The organism is Inquilinus sp. Marseille-Q2685, assembly GCF_916619195.1.
In the GTDB taxonomy this organism is placed as follows: Bacteria; Pseudomonadota; Alphaproteobacteria; order DSM-16000; family Inquilinaceae; genus Inquilinus.
In genome coordinates, this window is sequence record NZ_CAKAKL010000012.1 from 41,405 (window position 1) to 59,367 (window position 17,963).

At 68.8% G+C, this 17,963-nt stretch carries 18 protein-coding genes; 9 read left to right on the plus strand and 9 right to left on the minus strand.

The window, feature by feature from the left end; translation table 11 throughout:
- Nucleotides 1-61: 61 nt before the first annotated feature.
- The 4 genes from LG391_RS31880 (at nt 62) to mctP (ending at nt 3,536) form a co-directional block, all read left to right on the plus strand.
- Entirely contained in the window at nt 62-1,000 is a 939-nt protein-coding gene (locus LG391_RS31880; protein ID WP_225772717.1) for an ABC transporter ATP-binding protein, read from the plus strand.
- Nucleotides 997-1,758, plus strand: a complete 762-nt coding sequence (locus LG391_RS31885; RefSeq protein WP_225772719.1) for an ABC transporter permease — start codon at nt 997-999, stop codon at nt 1,756-1,758. The genes LG391_RS31880 and LG391_RS31885 overlap by 4 nt, the downstream gene beginning before the upstream one ends.
- A 115-nt stretch (nt 1,759-1,873) precedes the next feature.
- Nucleotides 1,874-2,071, plus strand: a complete 198-nt coding sequence (locus LG391_RS31890) for a DUF3311 domain-containing protein (protein ID WP_225772721.1) — start codon at nt 1,874-1,876, stop codon at nt 2,069-2,071.
- Nucleotides 2,061-3,536 carry a monocarboxylate uptake permease MctP gene (gene mctP / locus LG391_RS31895; protein WP_225772723.1) on the plus strand — a complete coding sequence of 492 codons (1,476 nt, stop codon included), beginning with the start codon at nt 2,061-2,063 and terminating at the stop codon, nt 3,534-3,536. Before LG391_RS31890 ends, mctP begins: the two co-directional genes overlap by 11 nt.
- Before the next feature lie 19 nt (nt 3,537-3,555).
- Here mctP and LG391_RS31900 read toward each other — a convergent pair whose 3' ends face one another.
- The gene (locus LG391_RS31900; RefSeq protein ID WP_225772725.1) at nt 3,556-4,059 is read right to left on the minus strand and encodes a MarR family winged helix-turn-helix transcriptional regulator; all 504 of its coding nucleotides are present in this window, start codon (nt 4,057-4,059) and stop codon (nt 3,556-3,558) included.
- 115 nt (nt 4,060-4,174) lie between these two features.
- Between LG391_RS31900 and LG391_RS31905 the strand changes: the two genes are divergently transcribed.
- From LG391_RS31905 to LG391_RS31915, 3 genes are all read left to right on the plus strand, one after another.
- Nucleotides 4,175-5,416: a dienelactone hydrolase family protein gene (locus LG391_RS31905; RefSeq protein ID WP_225772727.1), complete on the plus strand. Its 1,242-nt coding sequence runs from the start codon at nt 4,175-4,177 to the stop codon at nt 5,414-5,416.
- Between the two features lie 98 nt (nt 5,417-5,514).
- A complete protein-coding gene (locus LG391_RS31910; RefSeq protein WP_225772729.1) occupies nt 5,515-7,557 on the plus strand; it encodes an SEL1-like repeat protein in 2,043 nt (680 codons plus the stop codon).
- A gap of 83 nt (nt 7,558-7,640) precedes the next feature.
- Entirely contained in the window at nt 7,641-8,246 is a 606-nt protein-coding gene (locus LG391_RS31915) for a DUF5666 domain-containing protein (protein WP_225772731.1), read from the plus strand.
- Between the two features lie 139 nt (nt 8,247-8,385).
- Here the strand turns inward: LG391_RS31915 and LG391_RS31920 are convergent, their stop codons facing one another.
- Nucleotides 8,386-9,417: an AI-2E family transporter gene (locus LG391_RS31920; protein ID WP_225772733.1), complete on the minus strand. Its 1,032-nt coding sequence runs from the start codon at nt 9,415-9,417 to the stop codon at nt 8,386-8,388.
- 140 nt (nt 9,418-9,557) lie between these two features.
- Between LG391_RS31920 and LG391_RS31925 the strand changes: the two genes are divergently transcribed.
- Nucleotides 9,558-9,977 carry a hypothetical protein gene (locus tag LG391_RS31925; RefSeq protein ID WP_225772735.1) on the plus strand — a complete coding sequence of 140 codons (420 nt, stop codon included), beginning with the start codon at nt 9,558-9,560 and terminating at the stop codon, nt 9,975-9,977.
- 123 nt (nt 9,978-10,100) lie between these two features.
- Here the strand turns inward: LG391_RS31925 and uxaC are convergent, their stop codons facing one another.
- From uxaC to LG391_RS31960, 7 genes are read right to left on the minus strand one after another with little or no spacing between them, the layout of a single operon-like run.
- The gene (gene uxaC, locus LG391_RS31930) at nt 10,101-11,504 is read right to left on the minus strand and encodes a glucuronate isomerase (RefSeq protein ID WP_225772737.1); all 1,404 of its coding nucleotides are present in this window, start codon (nt 11,502-11,504) and stop codon (nt 10,101-10,103) included.
- Nucleotides 11,501-12,583 carry a Gfo/Idh/MocA family protein gene (locus LG391_RS31935; RefSeq protein WP_225772739.1) on the minus strand — a complete coding sequence of 361 codons (1,083 nt, stop codon included), beginning with the start codon at nt 12,581-12,583 and terminating at the stop codon, nt 11,501-11,503. Before LG391_RS31935 ends, uxaC begins: the two co-directional genes overlap by 4 nt.
- Before the next feature lie 2 nt (nt 12,584-12,585).
- Complete coding sequence (locus LG391_RS31940) at nt 12,586-13,602, minus strand: Gfo/Idh/MocA family protein (protein WP_225772741.1); 1,017 nt, start codon at nt 13,600-13,602, stop codon at nt 12,586-12,588.
- 14 nt (nt 13,603-13,616) lie between these two features.
- Nucleotides 13,617-14,480 carry a carbohydrate ABC transporter permease gene (locus LG391_RS31945; protein ID WP_225772742.1) on the minus strand — a complete coding sequence of 288 codons (864 nt, stop codon included), beginning with the start codon at nt 14,478-14,480 and terminating at the stop codon, nt 13,617-13,619.
- Nucleotides 14,473-15,405 carry a carbohydrate ABC transporter permease gene (locus LG391_RS31950; protein ID WP_225772744.1) on the minus strand — a complete coding sequence of 311 codons (933 nt, stop codon included), beginning with the start codon at nt 15,403-15,405 and terminating at the stop codon, nt 14,473-14,475. The genes LG391_RS31945 and LG391_RS31950 overlap by 8 nt, the downstream gene beginning before the upstream one ends.
- 4 nt (nt 15,406-15,409) lie before the next feature.
- Entirely contained in the window at nt 15,410-16,705 is a 1,296-nt protein-coding gene (locus LG391_RS31955; RefSeq protein ID WP_225772746.1) for an ABC transporter substrate-binding protein, read from the minus strand.
- 59 nt (nt 16,706-16,764) lie between these two features.
- On the minus strand, nt 16,765-16,968 hold the full coding sequence (locus tag LG391_RS31960) for a hypothetical protein (protein ID WP_225772747.1): 204 nt from the start codon (nt 16,966-16,968) through the stop codon (nt 16,765-16,767).
- 208 nt (nt 16,969-17,176) lie between these two features.
- On the opposite strand from LG391_RS31960, the gene LG391_RS31965 reads away from it, so the two are divergent.
- The gene (locus LG391_RS31965) at nt 17,177-17,857 is read left to right on the plus strand and encodes a TetR/AcrR family transcriptional regulator (protein WP_225772749.1); all 681 of its coding nucleotides are present in this window, start codon (nt 17,177-17,179) and stop codon (nt 17,855-17,857) included.
- Nucleotides 17,858-17,963: the final 106 nt, after the last annotated feature.

Below are 17,963 nucleotides of genomic sequence, written 5' to 3' on the forward strand. Positions count from 1 at the left end.
GGGTCGTGACGGGATCTGCAGCCCGTCACGACCCTGCATCGAATCACCCGCCGGATCGGGTATGGTCGCGGCCATGCCGCCGATCATCACCGTCTCGAACCTGTCGAAGACCTATGCCTCCGGCTTCCAGGCGCTGAAGAGCGTCGACCTGGAGATCCGGCGCGGCGAGATCTTCGCCCTGCTCGGCCCCAACGGCGCCGGCAAGACCACGCTGATCAACATCGTCTGCGGCATCGTCCGCGCCAGCGGCGGGACCGTGACCGTGGACGGCCACGACATCGTCGCCGGCTACCGCGCCGCCCGGTCCCGCATCGGGCTGGTGCCGCAGGAGCTGACCACCGACACCTTCACCACGGTCCAGGCGACCGCCGCCTTCAGCCGCGGGCTGTTCGGCAAGCCGGCCGACCCGGCCCATATCGAGAGGGTGCTGAAGGACCTCTCGCTGTGGGAGAAGAAGGACAGCAAGATCATGACGCTGTCCGGCGGCATGAAGCGGCGGGTGCTGATCGCCAAGGCGCTGGCGCATGAGCCGCAGATCCTGTTCCTGGACGAGCCCACGGCGGGGGTGGATGTCGAGCTGCGGCAGGACATGTGGCGGCTGGTCCGCAGGCTGCGGGACCAGGGCGTGACCATCATCCTGACCACCCATTACATCGACGAGGCCGAGGAGATGGCCGACCGGATCGGGGTGATCCGCAAGGGCGAGATCATCCTGGTCGAGGACAAGGCCGAGCTGATGCGCAAGCTGGGCAAGAAGCAGCTGACGCTGCAGCTGCAGGCCCCGCTGGAGCGCCTGCCCGAGGCCCTGGCCGCGCATCATCTGTCGCTGTCGGCCGACCACACCGAGCTGGTCTACACCTACGACACCCAGGGCGAGCGGACCGGCATCACCGCGGTGCTGCAGGCCCTGTCCGAGGCCGGCATCCGGTTCAGGGACCTCCGCACGAGCCAGAGCTCGCTGGAGGAGATCTTCGTCAGGCTGGTGAGCGAACGGCCATGAACCTCCACGCGATCCGCGCGATCTACCTGTCCGAGATGGCGCGCACCGGGCGCACCCTGATGCAGAGCATCCTGTCGCCGGTGATCTCGACCTCGCTGTACTTCGTCGTCTTCGGCTCGGCCCTCGGCTCGCGTATCGAGGAGATCCACGGGGTCAGCTACGGCGCCTTCATCGTGCCCGGGCTGATCATGCTGTCGCTGCTGACCCAGAGCATCTCCAACGCCTCGATCGGCATCTACTTCCCGAAATTCATCGGCACGATCTACGAGCTGCTGTCGGCGCCGGTCTCCTATCTCGAGATCGTCGTCGCCTATGTCGGGGCGGCGGCCACCAAATCGATCATCCTCGGCGCCATCATCCTGGCCACGGCCGGGCTGTTCGTGCCGCTGCAGGTGGTCCACCCCTTCTGGATGCTGCTGTTCCTGGTGCTGACGGCCGTCACCTTCAGCCTGTTCGGCTTCATCATCGGCATCTGGGCCGACGGCTTCGAGAAGCTGCAGGTGATCCCGCTCCTGATCATCACGCCGCTGACCTTCCTGGGCGGCAGCTTCTACTCGATCGCCATGCTGCCGCCCTTCTGGCAGACCGTGGCCCTGTTCAACCCGGTGGTCTACCTGATCAGCGGCTTCCGCTGGAGCTTCTACGGGGTCGCCGACGTGAGCGTCGCCGTCAGCCTGGGCATGACCCTGGCCTTCCTGGCGGTTTGCCTGGCCGCCGTCGCCTGGATCTTCAAGACCGGGTATCGGCTGAAGTCCTAGAGACGGGCCCGTCCGCAGCATTTCCGCCATGCAACCATTCCGGTTAACATCTGCGGGGACGATGGCAGGGTGACCGCAATCGGGCCGGGAGAGGCCCGCGACGGAAGGATTCGCCATGCCTGAGCGTTCACGGCGGCCCGTGCTGTGGCTGCTGCTCCTGCCCTATATCGGGCTCCTGTGGGTGCCGTTCTACAATGCGCGGGAGCCGGAGATCCTGGGCTTCCCGTTCTTCTATTGGTATCAGTTCGCCTGGGTGCCGCTGACCGCGCTGATCATCTGGGTCGCGTATCGGAGCGTGCGCCATGACGACTGAGCTGGATGTCGTCGCGCTCGCCGTCTTCGCCTTCTTCTTCATCCTGGTCACTGTCATGGGCTTCGCCGCCGCCCGCTGGAAGCGGGGCGAGACGCTGGCCCATATCGACGAATGGGGGCTGGGCGGCCGCCGCTTCGGCACCTGGATCACCTGGTTCCTGGTCGGCGGCGACTTCTACACCGCCTATACCGTGATCGCGGTGCCGGCGCTGGTCTATGCCGTCGGCGCCTACGGCTTCTTCGCCCTGCCCTACACCATCATCGTCTACCCCTTCGTCTTCCTGGTGATGCCGAAGCTGTGGAAGCGGGCGAAGGAGCAGGGCTACGTCACCGCCGGCGACGTGGTGTTCGGCCAGTACGGCTCACGCGGGCTGGAGCTGGCGGTCGCCATCACCGGCGTCCTCGCCGTCATGCCCTATATCGCGCTGCAGCTGGTCGGCATGGCCGCGGTGATCAAGGCGCTGGGCCTGACCGGCGAGCTGCCGCTGGCGATCGCCTTCATCATCCTGGCGCTCTACACCTATTCCGCCGGCCTGCGGGCGCCGGCGCTGATCGCCTTCGTCAAGGACATCATGATCTACATCGCGGTGCTGGCCGCGGTGGCGCTGATCCCGTGGGAGCTGGGCGGCTACGGCGCCGTGTTCCAGGCGGCCGACCAGGCCTTCCAGGCCAAGGGCGCGGGCGGCCTGCTGCTGGGCGACAGCCAGATGGTGGCCTATGCCACGCTGGCGCTGGGCTCGGCCCTCGCCGCCTTCATGTATCCGCACACCCTGACCGGCATCTTCGCCTCGGCCAGCGCCAACACCATCCGCAAGAACGCGGCGCTGCTGCCGGCCTACACGCTGCTGCTCGGCCTCCTGGCCCTGCTCGGCTATATGGGCCATGCCGCGCATCTGCAGGTGGCCAGCCCGAACGACGTGGTGCCGGCGCTGTTCCAGACCCTGTTCCCGAGCTGGTTCGCCGGCTTCGCCTTCGCCGCCATCGCCATCGGCGCCCTGGTGCCGGCGGCGGTGATGAGCATCGGCGCCGCCAACCTGTTCACCCGCAATTTCTGGAAAGCCTATGTCGCGCCGGACATCAGCCATGCCGGCGAGGCCCAGGTGGCCAAGCTCACCTCGCTGGTGGTCAAGGTCGGCGCCCTGCTGGTGATCGTGTTCCTGCCGACGCAGTTCGCGCTGGACCTGCAGCTGCTGGGCGGCGTCTGGATCCTGCAGACCCTGCCGGCGCTGGTGTTCGGCCTCTATGTCGGCTGGTTCCGGGCCCCCGCCCTGCTGGCCGGCTGGGCGGTCGGCTTCTTCGGCGGCAGCTGGATCGTCTGGCAGGATGGGCTGAAGCCGCTGCACGCGCTGAGCTTCGGCAGCAGCACCGTCACGGTCTACGCCGGACTGCTGGCGCTGGCGGCCAACATCGTGGTCGCGGTGGTGGTCAACCTGGCGGTGGCGCCGCGGGTGGCGCGCACCGCCTGATCGCACGGACGAGGCAGGGCTACTCGGCCCGGCCTCGTCCCCGCGGCTTGGTCGCCTCGGCGACCGAGGCCTTGGTGCGGCCGAGCAGCTCCATCAGCCGCTCGATCTCGCCGGTCCCGAGCCCCCCCGTCATCTCGGCCACCCAGTCGCCATGCGCTGCGGCCATGGCGGCGAACTGGTGCTCGCCCTCCTCGGTCAGGCGGATGACGTGCTTGCGCCGGTCTTCCCGCGACTGCTCGCGCGCCACCAGCCCGCCCTCGACCAGCCGCTCGACCAGCCCGGTGATGTTGCCGTTCGAGACCATCAGCCGCTGGCTCAGCTCGCCCAGGGTCAGCCCCTGGCGCATCTTGTACAGCTGCGCCATCAGGTCGAAGCGCGGCAGGGTGGTGTCGAAGCTCTCGGCCAGGCGGCGCCGCACCTCGCGTTCGATCATGGTGGTGCAGGTCAGGAGCCGCAGCCACAGCCGCAATTCGAGGCGATGGTCCTTCGGCCGGTCGGCGACCGCGGTCTCGGCATCGATCATTCTGCTGCTGTCCTGAACACGGCCGGTGGCCACCCGATCTGCTTTAAGTTTAAAGTATAGCCGCGGACGGCGCCCCGAAGAAGGGTGCCCCTGCCGCAGCCAGCGGAGATCAGAAATGACCAGCAGATGGGTCGACATCACGGCCGATGACGGCGGCCGCTTCCAGGGCTATCTCGCGGTGCCGGCCGCCGGCTCGGGCCCCGGCATCCTGCTGCTGCAGGAGATCTTCGGCGTCAACGCGCATATCCGGGCGGTGGCCGACCTCTATGCCGAGGAGGGCTATGTGGTGCTGGCGCCGGACCTGTTCTGGCGGCTGGAGCCGAAGATCGATCTCGGCTACGGCGAGGCCGACGTGGCCCGCGCCCGCGACCTGCTGGGCCGGCTCGACATCGACCGCGCCGTGGCCGATTGCGGCGCCGCCCTGTCGGTGCTGCGGCACCTGCCGGAATGCCGCGGCAAGGTCGGCGCGCTGGGCTTCTGCCTGGGCGGACGCCTGGCCTATCTGACCGCCGCGCGCCACCATGTCGATGCCGCGGTCAGCTATTACGGCACCGGGCTGGAGCCGCTGCTGGGCGAGGCCGGCGCGATCCGCTGCCCGATGGTGTTCCATTGCCCGGAGAAGGACCGACACCTGCCGCCGGCGGTGCGCGACGCGATCGCCGACGCCTTCGCCGGCCGCGACGACGTGCAGATCTTCGTCTATCCGGGCGCGGACCACGGCTTCAACGTGCCGGCGCGGGCGACCTACGACAAGCCGGCCTCGCTGATGGCCCATTCCCGCAGCCTGGCCGTGTTCCGCCGGGCGCTGGGGCCGCATTACGACCTGCCGGCGCTGTGGGAGCGGCATACGGAGCTGGAATTCGCCACCCGCGACGCCCGCGCCACCATGGCGACGATGGTGGCCGAGCCCTATGTCAACCACATCCCGACCATGACCGGCGGCGTCGGCCAGGCGGATCTGTACCGCTTCTACGCCAACCACTTCATCCCGAAGACGCCGGCCGACACGAAGCTGATCCCGATCAGCCGCACCGTCGGGATCGACCGGCTGGTCGACGAGATGCTGTTCTGCTTCACCCATGACGTCGAGATCGACTGGATGCTGCCCGGCATCCCGCCGACCGGCCGCTATGTCGAGATCCCGCTGGTCGCCATCGTCCGCTTCCGCGGCGACAAGCTGTACAACGAGCACATCTACTGGGACCAGGCGTCGGTGCTGGTGCAGATCGGCCTCCTGGACCCGAAGGGGCTGCCGGTGGCCGGCGTCGAGACGGCGAAGAAGCTGGTCGACGAGAGCCTGCCGTCCAACACCCTGATGGCCCGCTGGGCGGAGAGCGCGCCGGACCGGAAGGCGTAGCCGGAATCGACCGGCCCCGGAACGAACGGCATCGACTCCGGGGCCGGTTTCGATGAGGATGGTGCGAGCAAGGGGGATTTCTCGAACCGTCATTTGAGATGCGCATTCATGGTTTCGTGCTGGGGCTACTGCTGGCATCGCCGGCGGCCCTGGCCTCCCCGGCGCCCTTCACATCCGCGGGGCCGGGTCCTTCCGACGACATCCTGGCCATCACCGCGACCGGGCCCGAGGCGGTGCTGCGAGGCCTGCGCCTGGCCGCCGAATCCGGGGATGCCGAGGCCCAGCTGCGGCTCGGCTATCGCTACGAGGCCGGCGACGGCCTCGACCGGGACCTCGCCGAGGCGGTGCGCTGGTACCGGATGGCCGCCGAGCAGGGCAACGCCCGGGGCCAGGCCTATCTCGGCGACATGTACCGGGACGGCGCCGGGATCGCCCGGGACGACGCGGAAGCCGTGCGCTGGTACCGGCTGTCGGCAGCCCAGGGCTACGACCGCGGCCAGACCTATCTCGGCTACATGTACCAGGACGGGCGCGGCGTGGGGCGCAGCGAGGCCGAGGCGGTGCGTCTGTACCGCCTGGCCGCCGAGCAGGGCTATGCCCCGGCCCAGGTGAGCCTCGGCTACATGTCCGAGAACGGCCGCGGCGGACCGCTGGACACCGCCGCCGCGGCCTATTGGTACGGCCGCGCGGCCGAGGCCGGATCCGCCGCCGGCCAGCGGCTGCTGGGCAACCTGTACAGCTCCGGCCGCGGGGTGCCGCGGAACGATGCCGAGGCCGTGCGCCTCTACCGGCTGGCGGCGGAGCAGGGCAATGCCGAGGCCCGGACTAATCTCGGCTGGATGTACGAGGTCGGGCGCGGCGTGGCCGAGGACCAGGCCGAGGCCGTCCGCCTGTACCGCCTGGCGGCCGAGCAGGGGCTGGCCCGGGCGCAGACCAACCTGGCCTTCATGATCGACAGCGGCCACGGCGTGGCCCAGGACCCGGCCGAGGCGGTGCGCTGGTACCGGCGGGCGGCCGCCCAGGGCTATGCGCGCGCGCAGGCCGAACTCGGCGCCATGTACAACTACGGCCGCGGCGTGGCCGAGGACGATGCCAAGGCGATGCGCTGGTACCGCCTGGCCGCGAAGCAGGGCTATGCCGAAGCCCAGAACGCCGTTGGCATCCTCTACGACACGGGGCAGGGCGTGGCGGAGGACGACGCCGAGGCCGCGCGCTGGTACCGGCTGGGCGCCGATCAGGGCTATGACCATGCCCAGAGCAACCTCGCCTGGATGCACGAGTACGGCCGCGGCGTGGCGAAGGACGAGGCCGAGGCCGCCCGCCTGTACCGCCTCGCCGCCGATCAGGGCCTGGCGCGGGCGCAGACCGACCTCGGCGATCTCTATCGCGACGGCAAGGGCGTGGCCAGGGACGACGCCGAGGCGGTGCGCTGGTATCGCCTGGCCGCGGATCAGGGCTATGCCCGCGCCGAGGCCAATCTCGGCTGGATGCACGAGCGCGGCCGCGGCGTGCCCGAGGATGATGCCGAGGCGCTGCGCTGGTACCGCCGCTCGGCCGACCGGGGCTATGCCTATTCCCAGGTCAATCTCGGCCGGATGTACGAGGAGGGCCGCGGCGCGGCGCGGAGCGACGTCAAGGCGCTGCGCCTCTATCGCCTCGCCGCCGACCAGGACGATGCGCGGGGCGCCTATCACCTGGGGCGCCACTTCAAGACCGGGCGCGGCGTCGCGCAGGACGACGCCGAGGCGCTGCGCTGGTTCCGGATCGCCGCCGAGCAGGGGGATGCGGAGGCGCAGAACGAGCTGGGCATCGCCTATGAGACCGGCCGGGGGACCGCGCGCGACGAGGCCGAGGCCGTGATCTGGTTCGCGCGTTCACTGGCGGAGGAGGACGACGCGCCCCGATACGCCGCCGTGCTCCTGGGCGCCCGGTCGTCCGCCGCGAAGGTCGCGGCAGCGCTGCGGCTTCTGGCGGCGCTGGGCTATGCCTCCGGCGGCACGGCGGACACGGAGGACAGCCGGTTCCGGGTGGCGGCCGAGGCCTTCCGCCGGGCCGAGGGGCTGCCGCCGGCCGACGGCGTCGATGACGCCCTGCTGATCGCCCTGGCCCGGAAGGTGGGGAGCGCCGGCCACGGGTCCTGAGACCGAATTCATGTAACCGCCCGCCGGCTCCGGGCGTATCGACTTCCCGAGGGGGATGTCGACGCCCGAGTGAGGACAGCATCATGAAGCGCAGCGCGATCCTGGGCCTGGCCCTGTTCGCAGCCCTGTCGGCCCTGCCGGCCATGGCTCAGAGCCAGCCCCAGCAACGCATCCGCGGCACCATCGAGGCGATGGACGGTCCGGTGATGACCATCGCCGCCCGCAGCGGCGGCACCGCGACCGTCACCCTGGCCGATGACGCCACGGTGCGGACGATCGCCCCGGCCGACATCCGCGACATCAAGCCCGGCAGCTATGTCGGCAGCGCCGCCATGCCGCAGCCCGACGGCAGCCTGCGGGCGCTGGAGGTGCAGGTGTTCCCGGAGAGCATGCGCGGTGTCGGCGAGGGCCAGCGCCCCTTCGACCTGAAGCCCGGCAGCACCATGACCAACGCCACGGCCGGCGCGGTCGAGGGCACCGACGGCCGGGTTGTGACGCTGCGCTACCAGGGCGTCGAGACGAAGCTGGTGGTGCCGCCCGACGTGCCGGTGATCACCTACGAGCCGGGCAGCCGCGACCAGCTGACCAAGGGCGCCCATGTCATCGTTATGGCCGCCAAGACCGCCGACGGATCGCTGGTCTCGCACGCCGTCCAGGTCGGCAAGGACGGGCTGGTGCCGCCGATGTAGCCGGTGCCGGAACCCTACACCGTCATGGCGAGCGAAGCGTGGCCATCCAGTCCCGCAGCCGGAGCAGACCCGGTTATCCTGGATGGCCGCGCCCCTTCGGGGCTCGCCATGACGACAAGGGTCGGACCATCCTTCCGCCTCAGATCAGCTTGCTCCGCCCCAGCTCGACCTTGAGATAGGCGTAGAAGACCGGCGCCGCGATCACGCCGGGCACGCCGAAGGCCGCCTCCATCAGCAGCATGGCGATCAGGATCTCCCAGGCCCTGGCATGGATCTGGGTACCGACGATCTTGGCGTTGATGAAGTATTCCAGCTTGTGGATCAGGATCAGGAACGCCAGGGACCCCGCGGCGACATAGACCGACAGGCTCAGGCTGATGATCGTGATGACGGTGTTCGAGATCAGGTTGCCGATCACCGGCAGCAGGCCGCAGACGAAGGTGACCACGATCATGGTCTTGGTCAGCGGCAGATGGATGCCGAACAGCGGCAGGATCACGACCAGATAGATCGCCGTCAGGGCCGTGTTGAGGGCGGAGATCCGCACCTGGGCGAAGACCACGCGGCGGAACGACAGGGCCAGCAGCCGGGCCCGCTCCGCCAGCGCCCTGACCAGCGGCCCGCGGCCCGGCTTCTCCGTCAGGTCGGCGATGGCGATCATGCCGCCGATCACCAGGCCGATGATGATGTGGACCAGGACACGCCCGACATCGGTGGTGATCCGCAGCAGGTCCCGCGCATGGTCGCGCAGCGACTGCGCCAGCATGGTGTCGAGATCCTGGCCGCTGTTCGGGATATAGGCGACGATCCAGGGCGGCAGCTGCTGGCTCGCCCGCTCCACCGCCTCGGCCATCTTGCGCATCACCGCGACCAGCCCCTCCGGCCGGTCGGTGAGCACCGAGATCAGCTCGATCACGCCGAAGATCACGGCCAGGCTCAGCACCGCTGTGAGCAGGCCGAGGGCGATGATGCGGCCGATATTCGGCAGGAAGCCGAAGCGCCGGAACGCCGGCGCCACCGCGTGGACCAGCTCGTGGATCAGCAGGCCCGCCAGCAGTGCGGCGAGCAGGCCGAACCAGAGGGTGCCGAGCAGGGCCAGCCCGGCCAGGATCTGGGCCGAGATTTCGATGCGACGATCCCGGGGGGCGGGATGCACGGCCGCGGGGACCACGGCCGGAACATCCTCGCTTCGGCCGGGCTGAAAATTCATGATGGGAAAGCCTGTTCTCGACGGGTGCGCGCAAAGGTTACCGGCCGACTCCGGACCTTTATCGGACAAAAGTCAATCAAACGCTGTGGAGGAGGCCCGACATGGATGATCCGATCGGCGACCGCTGCCTCGAGGAGATCGAGCGGCTGCACCGGTTTTTCGAGCGTTGGCTGGGCGACGCCGCGGCCGATCCGGCGGAGTTCGCCCGGAACGAGCCGGCCTGGCCCGCCGACTTCACGCTGATCGCCCCGGACGGCGCGGTGCTGGACCGCGCCGCGGTGGTCGGCTGGCTGCGCGACGCGCGCGGGATGCATGCCGACCCGGCCGCGCCGTTCCGGATCGAGATCCGCAACCCCGCCGTCCGTGTCGTCCTGCCCGGCGGCTTCCGCCTGTGCACCTATGACGAATGGCAGAGCGTCCGCGGCGTCGAGAGCCTCCGGCGCTCGACCGCCCTGCTGGAGGTCCGGGAGGAGCTGGTGCTGTGGCGGCACCTGCAGGAGACCTGGGCCGGGCAGGATTGAGCCCAACGCCTCCAACCAACCGTCGTTGCGAGCGCAGCGAAGCAATCCAGGGGCCGCGCGCACCGGCCCCTGGATTGTTTCGTCGGCTTCGCCTCCTCGCAATGACTGCTCCGGAAACCTGCCCTACAGCTTGTATGCCGCCTTGGGCAGCCGGTAGGCGAGGTCGATCGCCACCTCGACCGCTTCCTCCTCGTCCAGCCGGTGCTCGGCCACCAGCTGGGCCAGGTAGCGGCAGTCGATGCGGCGGGCCACGTCGTGCCGCGCCGGGATCGACGGGAAGGCGCGGGTGTCGTCATTGAAGCCGACGGTGTTGTAGAAACCGGCCGTCTCGGTCGCCAGCTCGCGGAAGCGCAGCATTCCCTCCGGGCTGTCGAAGAACCACCAGGGCGGGCCGAGCCGCAGCACGGGGTAATGCCCGGCCAGCGGCGCCAGCTCGCGCGCATAGGTGCTCTCGTCCAGCGTGAACAGGATCACCGACAGGTCGCGCTCGTTGCCGAAGCGGTCGAGCAGCGGCTTCAGCGCATGGACATAGTCGGTGCGGGTCGGGATGTCGGCGCCCTTGTCGCGGCCGAATTCGCGCTGCAGCGCCGGGTTGTGGTTGCGGAAGGAGCCGGGGTGGATCTGCATCACGAGGCCGTCTTCCAGGCTCATCCGCGCCATCTCGGTCAGCATCTGGGCCCGGAACAGCTCGGCATCCTGCGGCTCGAAATGGCCGGAGACGATCTTCTCGAACAGAGTCACCGCCGGCACCGGGTCGAGATCGGCCGTCGCCGCGGTCGGGTGGCCGTGGTCGGTCGAGGTCGCGCCCATCCCCTTGAAATAGACACGGCGCTGCTGCAGGGCGGCCAGGTAGCCGCGCCAGGAATGGGTGTCCTCGCCGGTGATCTCGCCCAGCGTCTGCAGCCCCTCGCGGAAGCCGTCGAACTCCGGGTCCACCACCGGGTCGGGGCGGAAGGCGGTGACCACCCTGCCCTTCCAGCCGCTGTCGCGGATCGCGCGGTGATGGTCGAGCGGGTCCAGCGGCGATTCGGTGGTGGCGATGACCTCGAGGTTGAAGCGCTCGAACAGCGCCCGCGGCCGGTATTCCGGCCGCACCAGCCGCTCGGCGATGCGGTCGTAGATCCGGTCGGCGCTGGCCGGGGTCAGCCGCTCCTCCACCCCGAACAGGGTCTCGAAGGTGTGGTCGAGCCACATCCGGGTCGGGGTGCCGCGGAACAGGTGCCAATGCTCGGCGAAGCGGCGCCAGATCGCCCGCGAGTCGGTCTCGACCGGCCCGCCGTCGCGCCGCGGCACGCCGAGATCCTCCAGCCGCACCCCCTGGCTGTAGAGCATGCGGAAGATGTAGTGGTCCGGGATGATCAGCAGCGAGGCCGGGTCCGGGAACGCCTCGTTCTTCGCGTACCAAGCCGGGTCGGTGTGGCCGTGCGGGCTGATCAGCGGCAGCCCGGCGACCTCGGCATAGAGGCGCCGGGCGATGCCGCGCTGGGTCGGGTCCGGTGAAAAGAGACGGTCCGGATGGAGGCTCATGCGACGGCCTTCGGCTGCGGACGCCAATCGGCGTATTTGGGATGATCGCGGCCGATGGGCAAGTCGACGGCCGCGCCGGTCTCCGCAGAATGGAACAGCGCCGTCGCCAATTCCAGCGACCGGCGCGCATCGTCGAGCGTCACCGGCAGCGGACCGCCGCTCTCCAGCGCCGCGTGATAACGGCCGAGCTGGCCGGCGAAGCGCGACGGCACCGGCTCCCAGCCCGCCAGCACCTCTTCGATCCGCTGCGCGATCTCGGGCGAGGCCGGGATGATCTGCCAGGGGCCGTCGCCCGGGGCATAGGGCTTCAGCCCGCTCTCGAAGGTCACGTTCTCGAAGCAGAAGCGCAGCCGGCTGATCTCGACCTGCGACCCGAGGGTGGCGGCCAGCGAGACCAGGGCCCCGCTCTGCATCACCACGCTGGCCACGGCGCAATCCTCGACCTCGATCGGGTTCACCCGGGTCGCGGTGCGGCAGTAGACCGAGGCCACCGGTCCCAGCATCCAGGTCATGATGTCGTGCGAATGGATGGCATGGGTCAGCAGCACGCCGCCCAGCTCGGTGTCCAGCCGGCCGCGCCAGGGCACCGAATAGTACGTCGCGCCGCGGTTCCAGTGCGTCTCCACCGTGGCCAGGTAAGGCTTGCCGGCGATTCCCGCGTCGACGATGCGCTTGGCCTGCTGCAGCCCGTCGCCGTAGCGGTACTGGAAGATCGGCATCACCCGGCCGGGGACCGCGGCCTCGGCCTTCACCACCCGGTCGAGATCGGCCAGCGACCCGACCAGCGGCTTCTCGCAGATCACCTGCTTGCCGGCCTCGAGCGCCGCCAGGATCTGGCCGATATGCACGGTCGGCGGGGTGCAGATGTCGACCACCTCGATCTCCGGCATGCGCAGGATCTCGTCGAAGCGGGTGGTCCGCACCGGGACATCGAACTCGTCGCCGATCTCGGCCAGGCGCTCCGGGTTCAGGTCGCAGATCGCGCCGACCCGGAACTTGTCGGGGTGGGCGGCATAGCCTTCGGCGATATGGCCGCGGCCGACGCCGAGGCCGATCACGGCAACGTTACGGATCGCCATTCCTACGCCCTCCGTCCGGCGGCCGATTCCGCCATCGCCTGCGCCGTCAGCGCCAGCTCCATGGCCTTGAAACAGTGCTCCTGGCTCATCGCCGTCTCCGTCCGCTCCAGCACGTCGGCGACCAGCTGCCGCCCGAAGGGGAGTTCCACGTTGCTGCAGTCGATCCGCTGCATGCCCTTCCCGTCGACCAGGATCAAATGGTCCGTGCCGGGCTGGCCGGTCGGGTCGATATATTTGCGCAGCTCGATGGTGCCCTCGGTGCCGAGGATGGTCAGCCGCCCGTCGCCCCAGGTCGGCAGCCCGTCCGGCGTGAACCAGTCGATCCGGATGTAGCCGGTGGCGTCGGGGCTGCGCAGCAGCGCCTCGCCGAAATCCTGAAGCTCCGGCGTCTCTGGGTTGCCGCGGTTGGCGACCGCGGCCGAGGCGACCTCGACGTCGAGCGTGCCGGCGAAGAACAGGAACTGCTCGAACTGGTGCGAGGCGATGTCGGTCAGGATGCCGCCGTAGCGGGCGCGCTTGAAGAACCAGTCCGGCCGCGTCTTGGCGTTCAGCCGGTGCGGCCCGAGGCCGACGGTGTTGATCACGCGGCCGATCGCCCCGGCCTGCACCAGCTGGCCCGCCTTGACGGTCGATCGTGTCTGGAAGTGCTCGGAATAGCAGATCGAGTAGATCCGGCCGGTCTCGGCCTGCACCCGCCGCACCTCGGCCAGCTGCTCCAGCGAGGTCATGCCCGGCTTGTCGGAGAGATAGTCCTTGCCGGCCTTCATCACGGTGATGCCGAGCGGCGCCCGGTCGGCCGGGATGCCGGCCGAGGTCACCAGCTTGATCGACGGGTCGTCCAGGATGGCGCGCGGGTCGGAGACGCGCTTGGCCTGCGGGTAGCGGGCCTGGAACGGGCCGGCGAGGTCGTCCTCCGGCGCGTGGAAGGCGACGAACTCGCCCCCAGCGCCGAGCAGCGCGTCGACCTGCCCGAAGATGTGGTTGTGGTTGATGCCGATGGCGGCGAAGCGGATGGTCATTCGGGGGTCCCGGTTCAGCGTTTCATGCCGGTGGTGGCGACGCCTTCGATCAGAAGGCGCTGGAAGAACAGGAAGAAGAAGAACACCGGCAGCAGGGTCAGGACGGACATGGCGAACAGCGCGCTCCAGTCCGACTTGCCGGTCGAGTCGACGAAGTTCCTGAGGCCGAGCTGGACCGTGTAGGAGCCCATGTCGTTCAGGTAGATCAGGGGCGCGAAGAAGTCGTCCCAGGTCCAGATGAAGGAGAAGATCGCCGCCGTGGCCAGCACCGGCTTCGACAGCGGCAGGATGATCTTCCAGTAGATCGTCCAGGGCTTGCAGCCGTCCATCATCGCCGCTTCGTCCAGCTCGCGCGGGATGCCGCGGAAGAACTGCACCATCAGGAAGATGAAGAAGGCGTCGGAGGCCAGGTACTTCGGCACCACCAGCGGCAGGAAGGTGTCGACCCAGTCGAGGTTCAGGAACAGCACATACTGCGGGATCAGGGTCACGTGATAGGGCAGCATCAGCGTGCCCAGCATCAGCGCGAACCAGAAGCCGCGGCCCGGGAAGCGCAGCCGGGCGAAGGCGAAGGCGGTCAGCGAGCAGGCGAAGACGTTGCCGATCACCGACAGGACCGAGATCACCGCCGAGTTCCAGAAGAACTGGCCGAAGCTGATGTCGAGCCCGCTCCAGCCCCGGACATAGGCGTCGAGGCTGAAGCTCTCCGGCCACAGCGAGGCCGAGGAGAAGATCTGGCTGTCGTCCTTGAACGAGCTGGCGAGCATCCACAGCAGCGGATACAGCATCGCCAGCGAGCAGGCGCACAGCGCGATGTGGATCAGCAGCGACCGCGACAGCGGGCGGCGGGCGGGGCTCTCAAGAGTGATGTCACTCATCGTAATGCACCCAGTAGCGCGCCGAGAGGAAGGAGAAGGCGGTGAACAGCGCAATGATCACCACCAGCACCCAGGCCAGCGCCGAGGCGTAGCCCATGCGGAAATTGCTGAAGGCTTCCTGGTACAGATAGAGGGTGTAGAACAGGGTGGAGTCGATCGGCCCGCCCGTGCCCTCACTGATGATGAAGGCCGGGGTGAAGGCCTTGAACGCCTCGATCGTCTGGATCACGGCGTTGAAGAACACCACCGGGGTCAGGAGCGGCAGGGTGATGCGCCAGAACCGGTGCCACGGACGGGCGCCGTCGATCGCTGCCGCCTCGTACAGGTCGCGCGGGATCTGCCGCAGGCCGGCGAGGAAGATGATCATCGGCGACCCGAACTGCCAGATGCTGAGGACGACCAGCGTCGACAGCGCGTAGTTCGGGTTGGAGATCCAGCTCGGCCCCTGGATGCCGAAGATGGCGAGGGCCTGGTTGATCAGCCCGTTGCCGGCGAAGAGCTGCCGCCACAGCACGGCGATGGCGACGCTCGCGCCCAGAAGGGACGGCAGGTAGAACAGGGCGCGGTACACCGGCAGGCCGGCGATGCCCTTGTTCAGCATCATCGCCACGCCGAGGGCGAAGGCCAGCTTCAAGGGCACCGCGAACAGCACGAACAGGAAGGTGACCTGCATCGAGGACAGGAACTTCGGATCGGCCGTGGCGATCCGGACGTAGTTCGCCGCCCCGACCCAGTTGGGGGCCTGCAGCAGGTCGAAATCGGTGAAGGACAGGTAGAGCGAGACCAGGATCGGCCCGGCCGTCAGGCCGATGAAGCCGATCAGCCATGGCGTCAGGAACAGATAGCCCGAGAGGGTGCGGGATGTGATCCGCCGCCTCCCCCGCGCCGGTTCCGCCCGCCCCGAGGCCTGCACCGCAATGGTCATGTCGTCACCCGCGATCGAGGATGCTGTTGGCTTCGTCGACGAACTGCTTGGCGCCGTCCGCCGGCGACGCCTGCTCGAAGCCGACCTGCTCGTTCACCCGCTTCAGCAGGAAGTTGATCTCGCCGGCGCCCTTCGGCGGCGACGGCGGCAGGTCGCCGACCTTGTCGGTGATGAAGGAGACGTAGTCGAGCATCGCCCGGCTGAGCTCATCCAGCGTCGGCGCCACCGCTTCGCGCAGCGCCTTCGACGCCGGCACGCCGCGCTCGACGCCCAGCACCTTCCCGGCCTCGACATCGGTGACGTAGAAGTTGGCGACCCGCACCGCCTCCTCGGCGACCTGGCTGCGCGCGGCGATGCTGAACAGCATCGACGGCTTCAGATACTGGCCGGGCTTGGCGCCGGGGCCGCCGCTCGGCTGCATCGTCATCTTCAGCTTGGTCTTGCTCAGCACCTGATGCGCCACCAGCTGGTTCGAGTTGGTGATGATCGCGGCGGAGTGGAGCAGAGCCAGCATGCTGGTCTCCGGCGACTGCTTGTCCAGCGCCTGGATGTCGGCCGGCGGGATCGCCTTCTTCTGGCGCAGCTCATGCCAGAAGCCGAACCACTCGGTCATCTCCTCGACGCCGAAGCCGGGGCGGCCCTCGGCGGTGTACAGCGCCTTGTCCTTCTGGCGCAGCCAGCAGTCGAGCGCCGGCTCGATGCCGCCGCAATCGCCGATGCCCCAGAACCCGTCGCGCTTGGAGGCCTGGGCGACCTTGAGCGACCAGTCGCCCCATTGCGCCCAGCTCCAGTCCCACTGCGGCTCCTCGACGCCGATCTGCTGCAGCGTCTCGGCGTCGTAGACGATGGCGGTGGAGTTGTTGCCGAGATTGACGCCGTAGAGCTTGCCCTCGACCCGTCCGCAATCGATCGCCGGCTTGCCGAAATCCTCGATCTTCAGCACCGACGGCAGGTATTCGTCGAGCGGCAGCAGCGCCCCGCGCCGGGCATATTCGACGATGTAGCGGTAATCCATCTGGATCACGTCGGGCGCGTTGCGGCCGGCGGTCTGGGTGGCCAGGCGCGGCCAGTAGTCCGGCCAGCCCAGCGTCTCGCCGTTGATCGACGTACCCGGATGCGCGGCCTCGTACAGCTTGTTGACCTTGGCCGTGCGGTCGGCCCGCTCCTTCGAGCCCCACCAGAACATGCGCACGCGCTTGTCCTGGGCCAGGGCCGGCATGGACAGCCCGGAAGCGGCCAGCCCGCCCAGGGCGGCGCCCAGCTGCAACACCTGCCTGCGGTTGGTGATCAGCCTCGCCATCTCGTGTTCCTCCTGTCGATCGCGCCTCTTCTCTCCGAAGGCGCTGGGTGATGTCGGGGTCAGCTGCGGCCGAGGATGGCGGCAGCCTCGCCGGCGCCCTCGGGCGGCGGCGCAATCCTGTCGGCTATGAAGTGGGTGTCGTCGGGTCCGGCCCGATCCGGCGCCGCGAGCCCGGGCGCGATCGTCACGCGAGCCCTGGCGAGACCGGCGACGCCGATCCCGACCTCCAGGGCGTGCCTGCGGGTCAACCGCAGCGGCGTCATCGCGTTCCTCCTGATGCCCCGCCCCGTCGATCGGCGCGGCGTTGCAAGCGGTGGTCGGTTGGTGCCTGAAGCAGGCCTTCGACCGAAGGCCGGCGAGACGATGTTATAACCAGTTGGTTACAAGCTAGATCGATGCGATGATGGCTGTCAACACGAACCCCGGCAGCGACGCTGCGTCGCCTCCGGCCCTGATCGAGGCCGCCACACCGTGAGCATCAGCGACGAGACCATCGACGCCCCGACGAAAGATAAAGCGAAACGCCCCGCCACCAAGGCCGTGCGCGACCCGGAGCGCACCAGCGCCGCGATCCTGGCCGCCGCGGTGAAGGAGTTCATGGAGAAAGGCTACAGCGGCGCACGGATCAACGAAATCGCCAAGCGCGCCGGCGCCAACAAGCGCATGCTGTACCATTATTTCGGCGACAAGGAGGCCCTGTACCTGGCGGTGCTGGAGGGCGCCTATGTCGCCATCCGCTCGGCCGAGAGCAAGCTGCACCTGGCCGATCACGACCCGGTCGACGGCATCCGCGAGCTCGCCCTGTTCACCTGGCGGTACTTCATCGAACACCCGGAATTCCTGAGCCTGCTGCAGACCGAGAACCTGATGAAGGCGCGGCACCTGAAGCGTTCCGCCCGGATCTTCGACCTGCATTCGCCGCTGGTCGCGGTGATCTCCGACCTCCTGAAGCGCGGCGCCGCCAAGGGCGTGTTCCGGGCCGACGCCGATCCGGTGAAGGTCTATGTCAGCATCGCCTCGCTGGGCGCCTTCTACCTGTCGAACCGCTACACCCTGTCGACCATCTTCCGGCGCGAGCTGACCGAACCCAAGGCCCTGGCCGAATGGGGCGAGCACATCGCCCAGATGATCCTGGCTTCGCTGCGCCCCTGATCCGTACCGCGGCCTCTTGACGCGCAGGCCCGTTCCGTGGTCGGCTAGTAACCATCTGGTTACAACAAGGCCGGGGATTCTGCCCGTGCCGCAACGGGAGGGAAGA

Excerpts from the sequence above, each read along its gene's own strand:
- LG391_RS31960 (WP_225772747.1), bottom strand. The coding sequence starts at position 16,968 with ATGACGCCGCTGCGGTTGACCCGCAGGCACGCCCTGGAGGTCGGGATC.
- LG391_RS31880 (WP_225772717.1), top strand. The coding sequence starts at position 62 with ATGGTCGCGGCCATGCCGCCGATCATCACCGTCTCGAACCTGTCGAAG.
- LG391_RS31905 (WP_225772727.1), top strand. The coding sequence starts at position 4,175 with ATGACCAGCAGATGGGTCGACATCACGGCCGATGACGGCGGCCGCTTC.
- mctP (WP_225772723.1), top strand. The coding sequence starts at position 2,061 with ATGACGACTGAGCTGGATGTCGTCGCGCTCGCCGTCTTCGCCTTCTTC.
- LG391_RS31910 (WP_225772729.1), top strand. The coding sequence starts at position 5,515 with ATGCGCATTCATGGTTTCGTGCTGGGGCTACTGCTGGCATCGCCGGCG.
- LG391_RS31900 (WP_225772725.1), bottom strand. The coding sequence starts at position 4,059 with ATGATCGATGCCGAGACCGCGGTCGCCGACCGGCCGAAGGACCATCGC.
- LG391_RS31940 (WP_225772741.1), bottom strand. The coding sequence starts at position 13,602 with ATGACCATCCGCTTCGCCGCCATCGGCATCAACCACAACCACATCTTC.
- LG391_RS31945 (WP_225772742.1), bottom strand. The coding sequence starts at position 14,480 with ATGAGTGACATCACTCTTGAGAGCCCCGCCCGCCGCCCGCTGTCGCGG.
- LG391_RS31935 (WP_225772739.1), bottom strand. The coding sequence starts at position 12,583 with ATGGCGATCCGTAACGTTGCCGTGATCGGCCTCGGCGTCGGCCGCGGC.
- uxaC (WP_225772737.1), bottom strand. The coding sequence starts at position 11,504 with ATGAGCCTCCATCCGGACCGTCTCTTTTCACCGGACCCGACCCAGCGC.
- LG391_RS31955 (WP_225772746.1), bottom strand. The coding sequence starts at position 16,705 with ATGGCGAGGCTGATCACCAACCGCAGGCAGGTGTTGCAGCTGGGCGCC.
- LG391_RS31950 (WP_225772744.1), bottom strand. The coding sequence starts at position 15,405 with ATGACCATTGCGGTGCAGGCCTCGGGGCGGGCGGAACCGGCGCGGGGG.
- LG391_RS31915 (WP_225772731.1), top strand. The coding sequence starts at position 7,641 with ATGAAGCGCAGCGCGATCCTGGGCCTGGCCCTGTTCGCAGCCCTGTCG.
- LG391_RS31890 (WP_225772721.1), top strand. The coding sequence starts at position 1,874 with ATGCCTGAGCGTTCACGGCGGCCCGTGCTGTGGCTGCTGCTCCTGCCC.
- LG391_RS31925 (WP_225772735.1), top strand. The coding sequence starts at position 9,558 with ATGGATGATCCGATCGGCGACCGCTGCCTCGAGGAGATCGAGCGGCTG.
- LG391_RS31885 (WP_225772719.1), top strand. The coding sequence starts at position 997 with ATGAACCTCCACGCGATCCGCGCGATCTACCTGTCCGAGATGGCGCGC.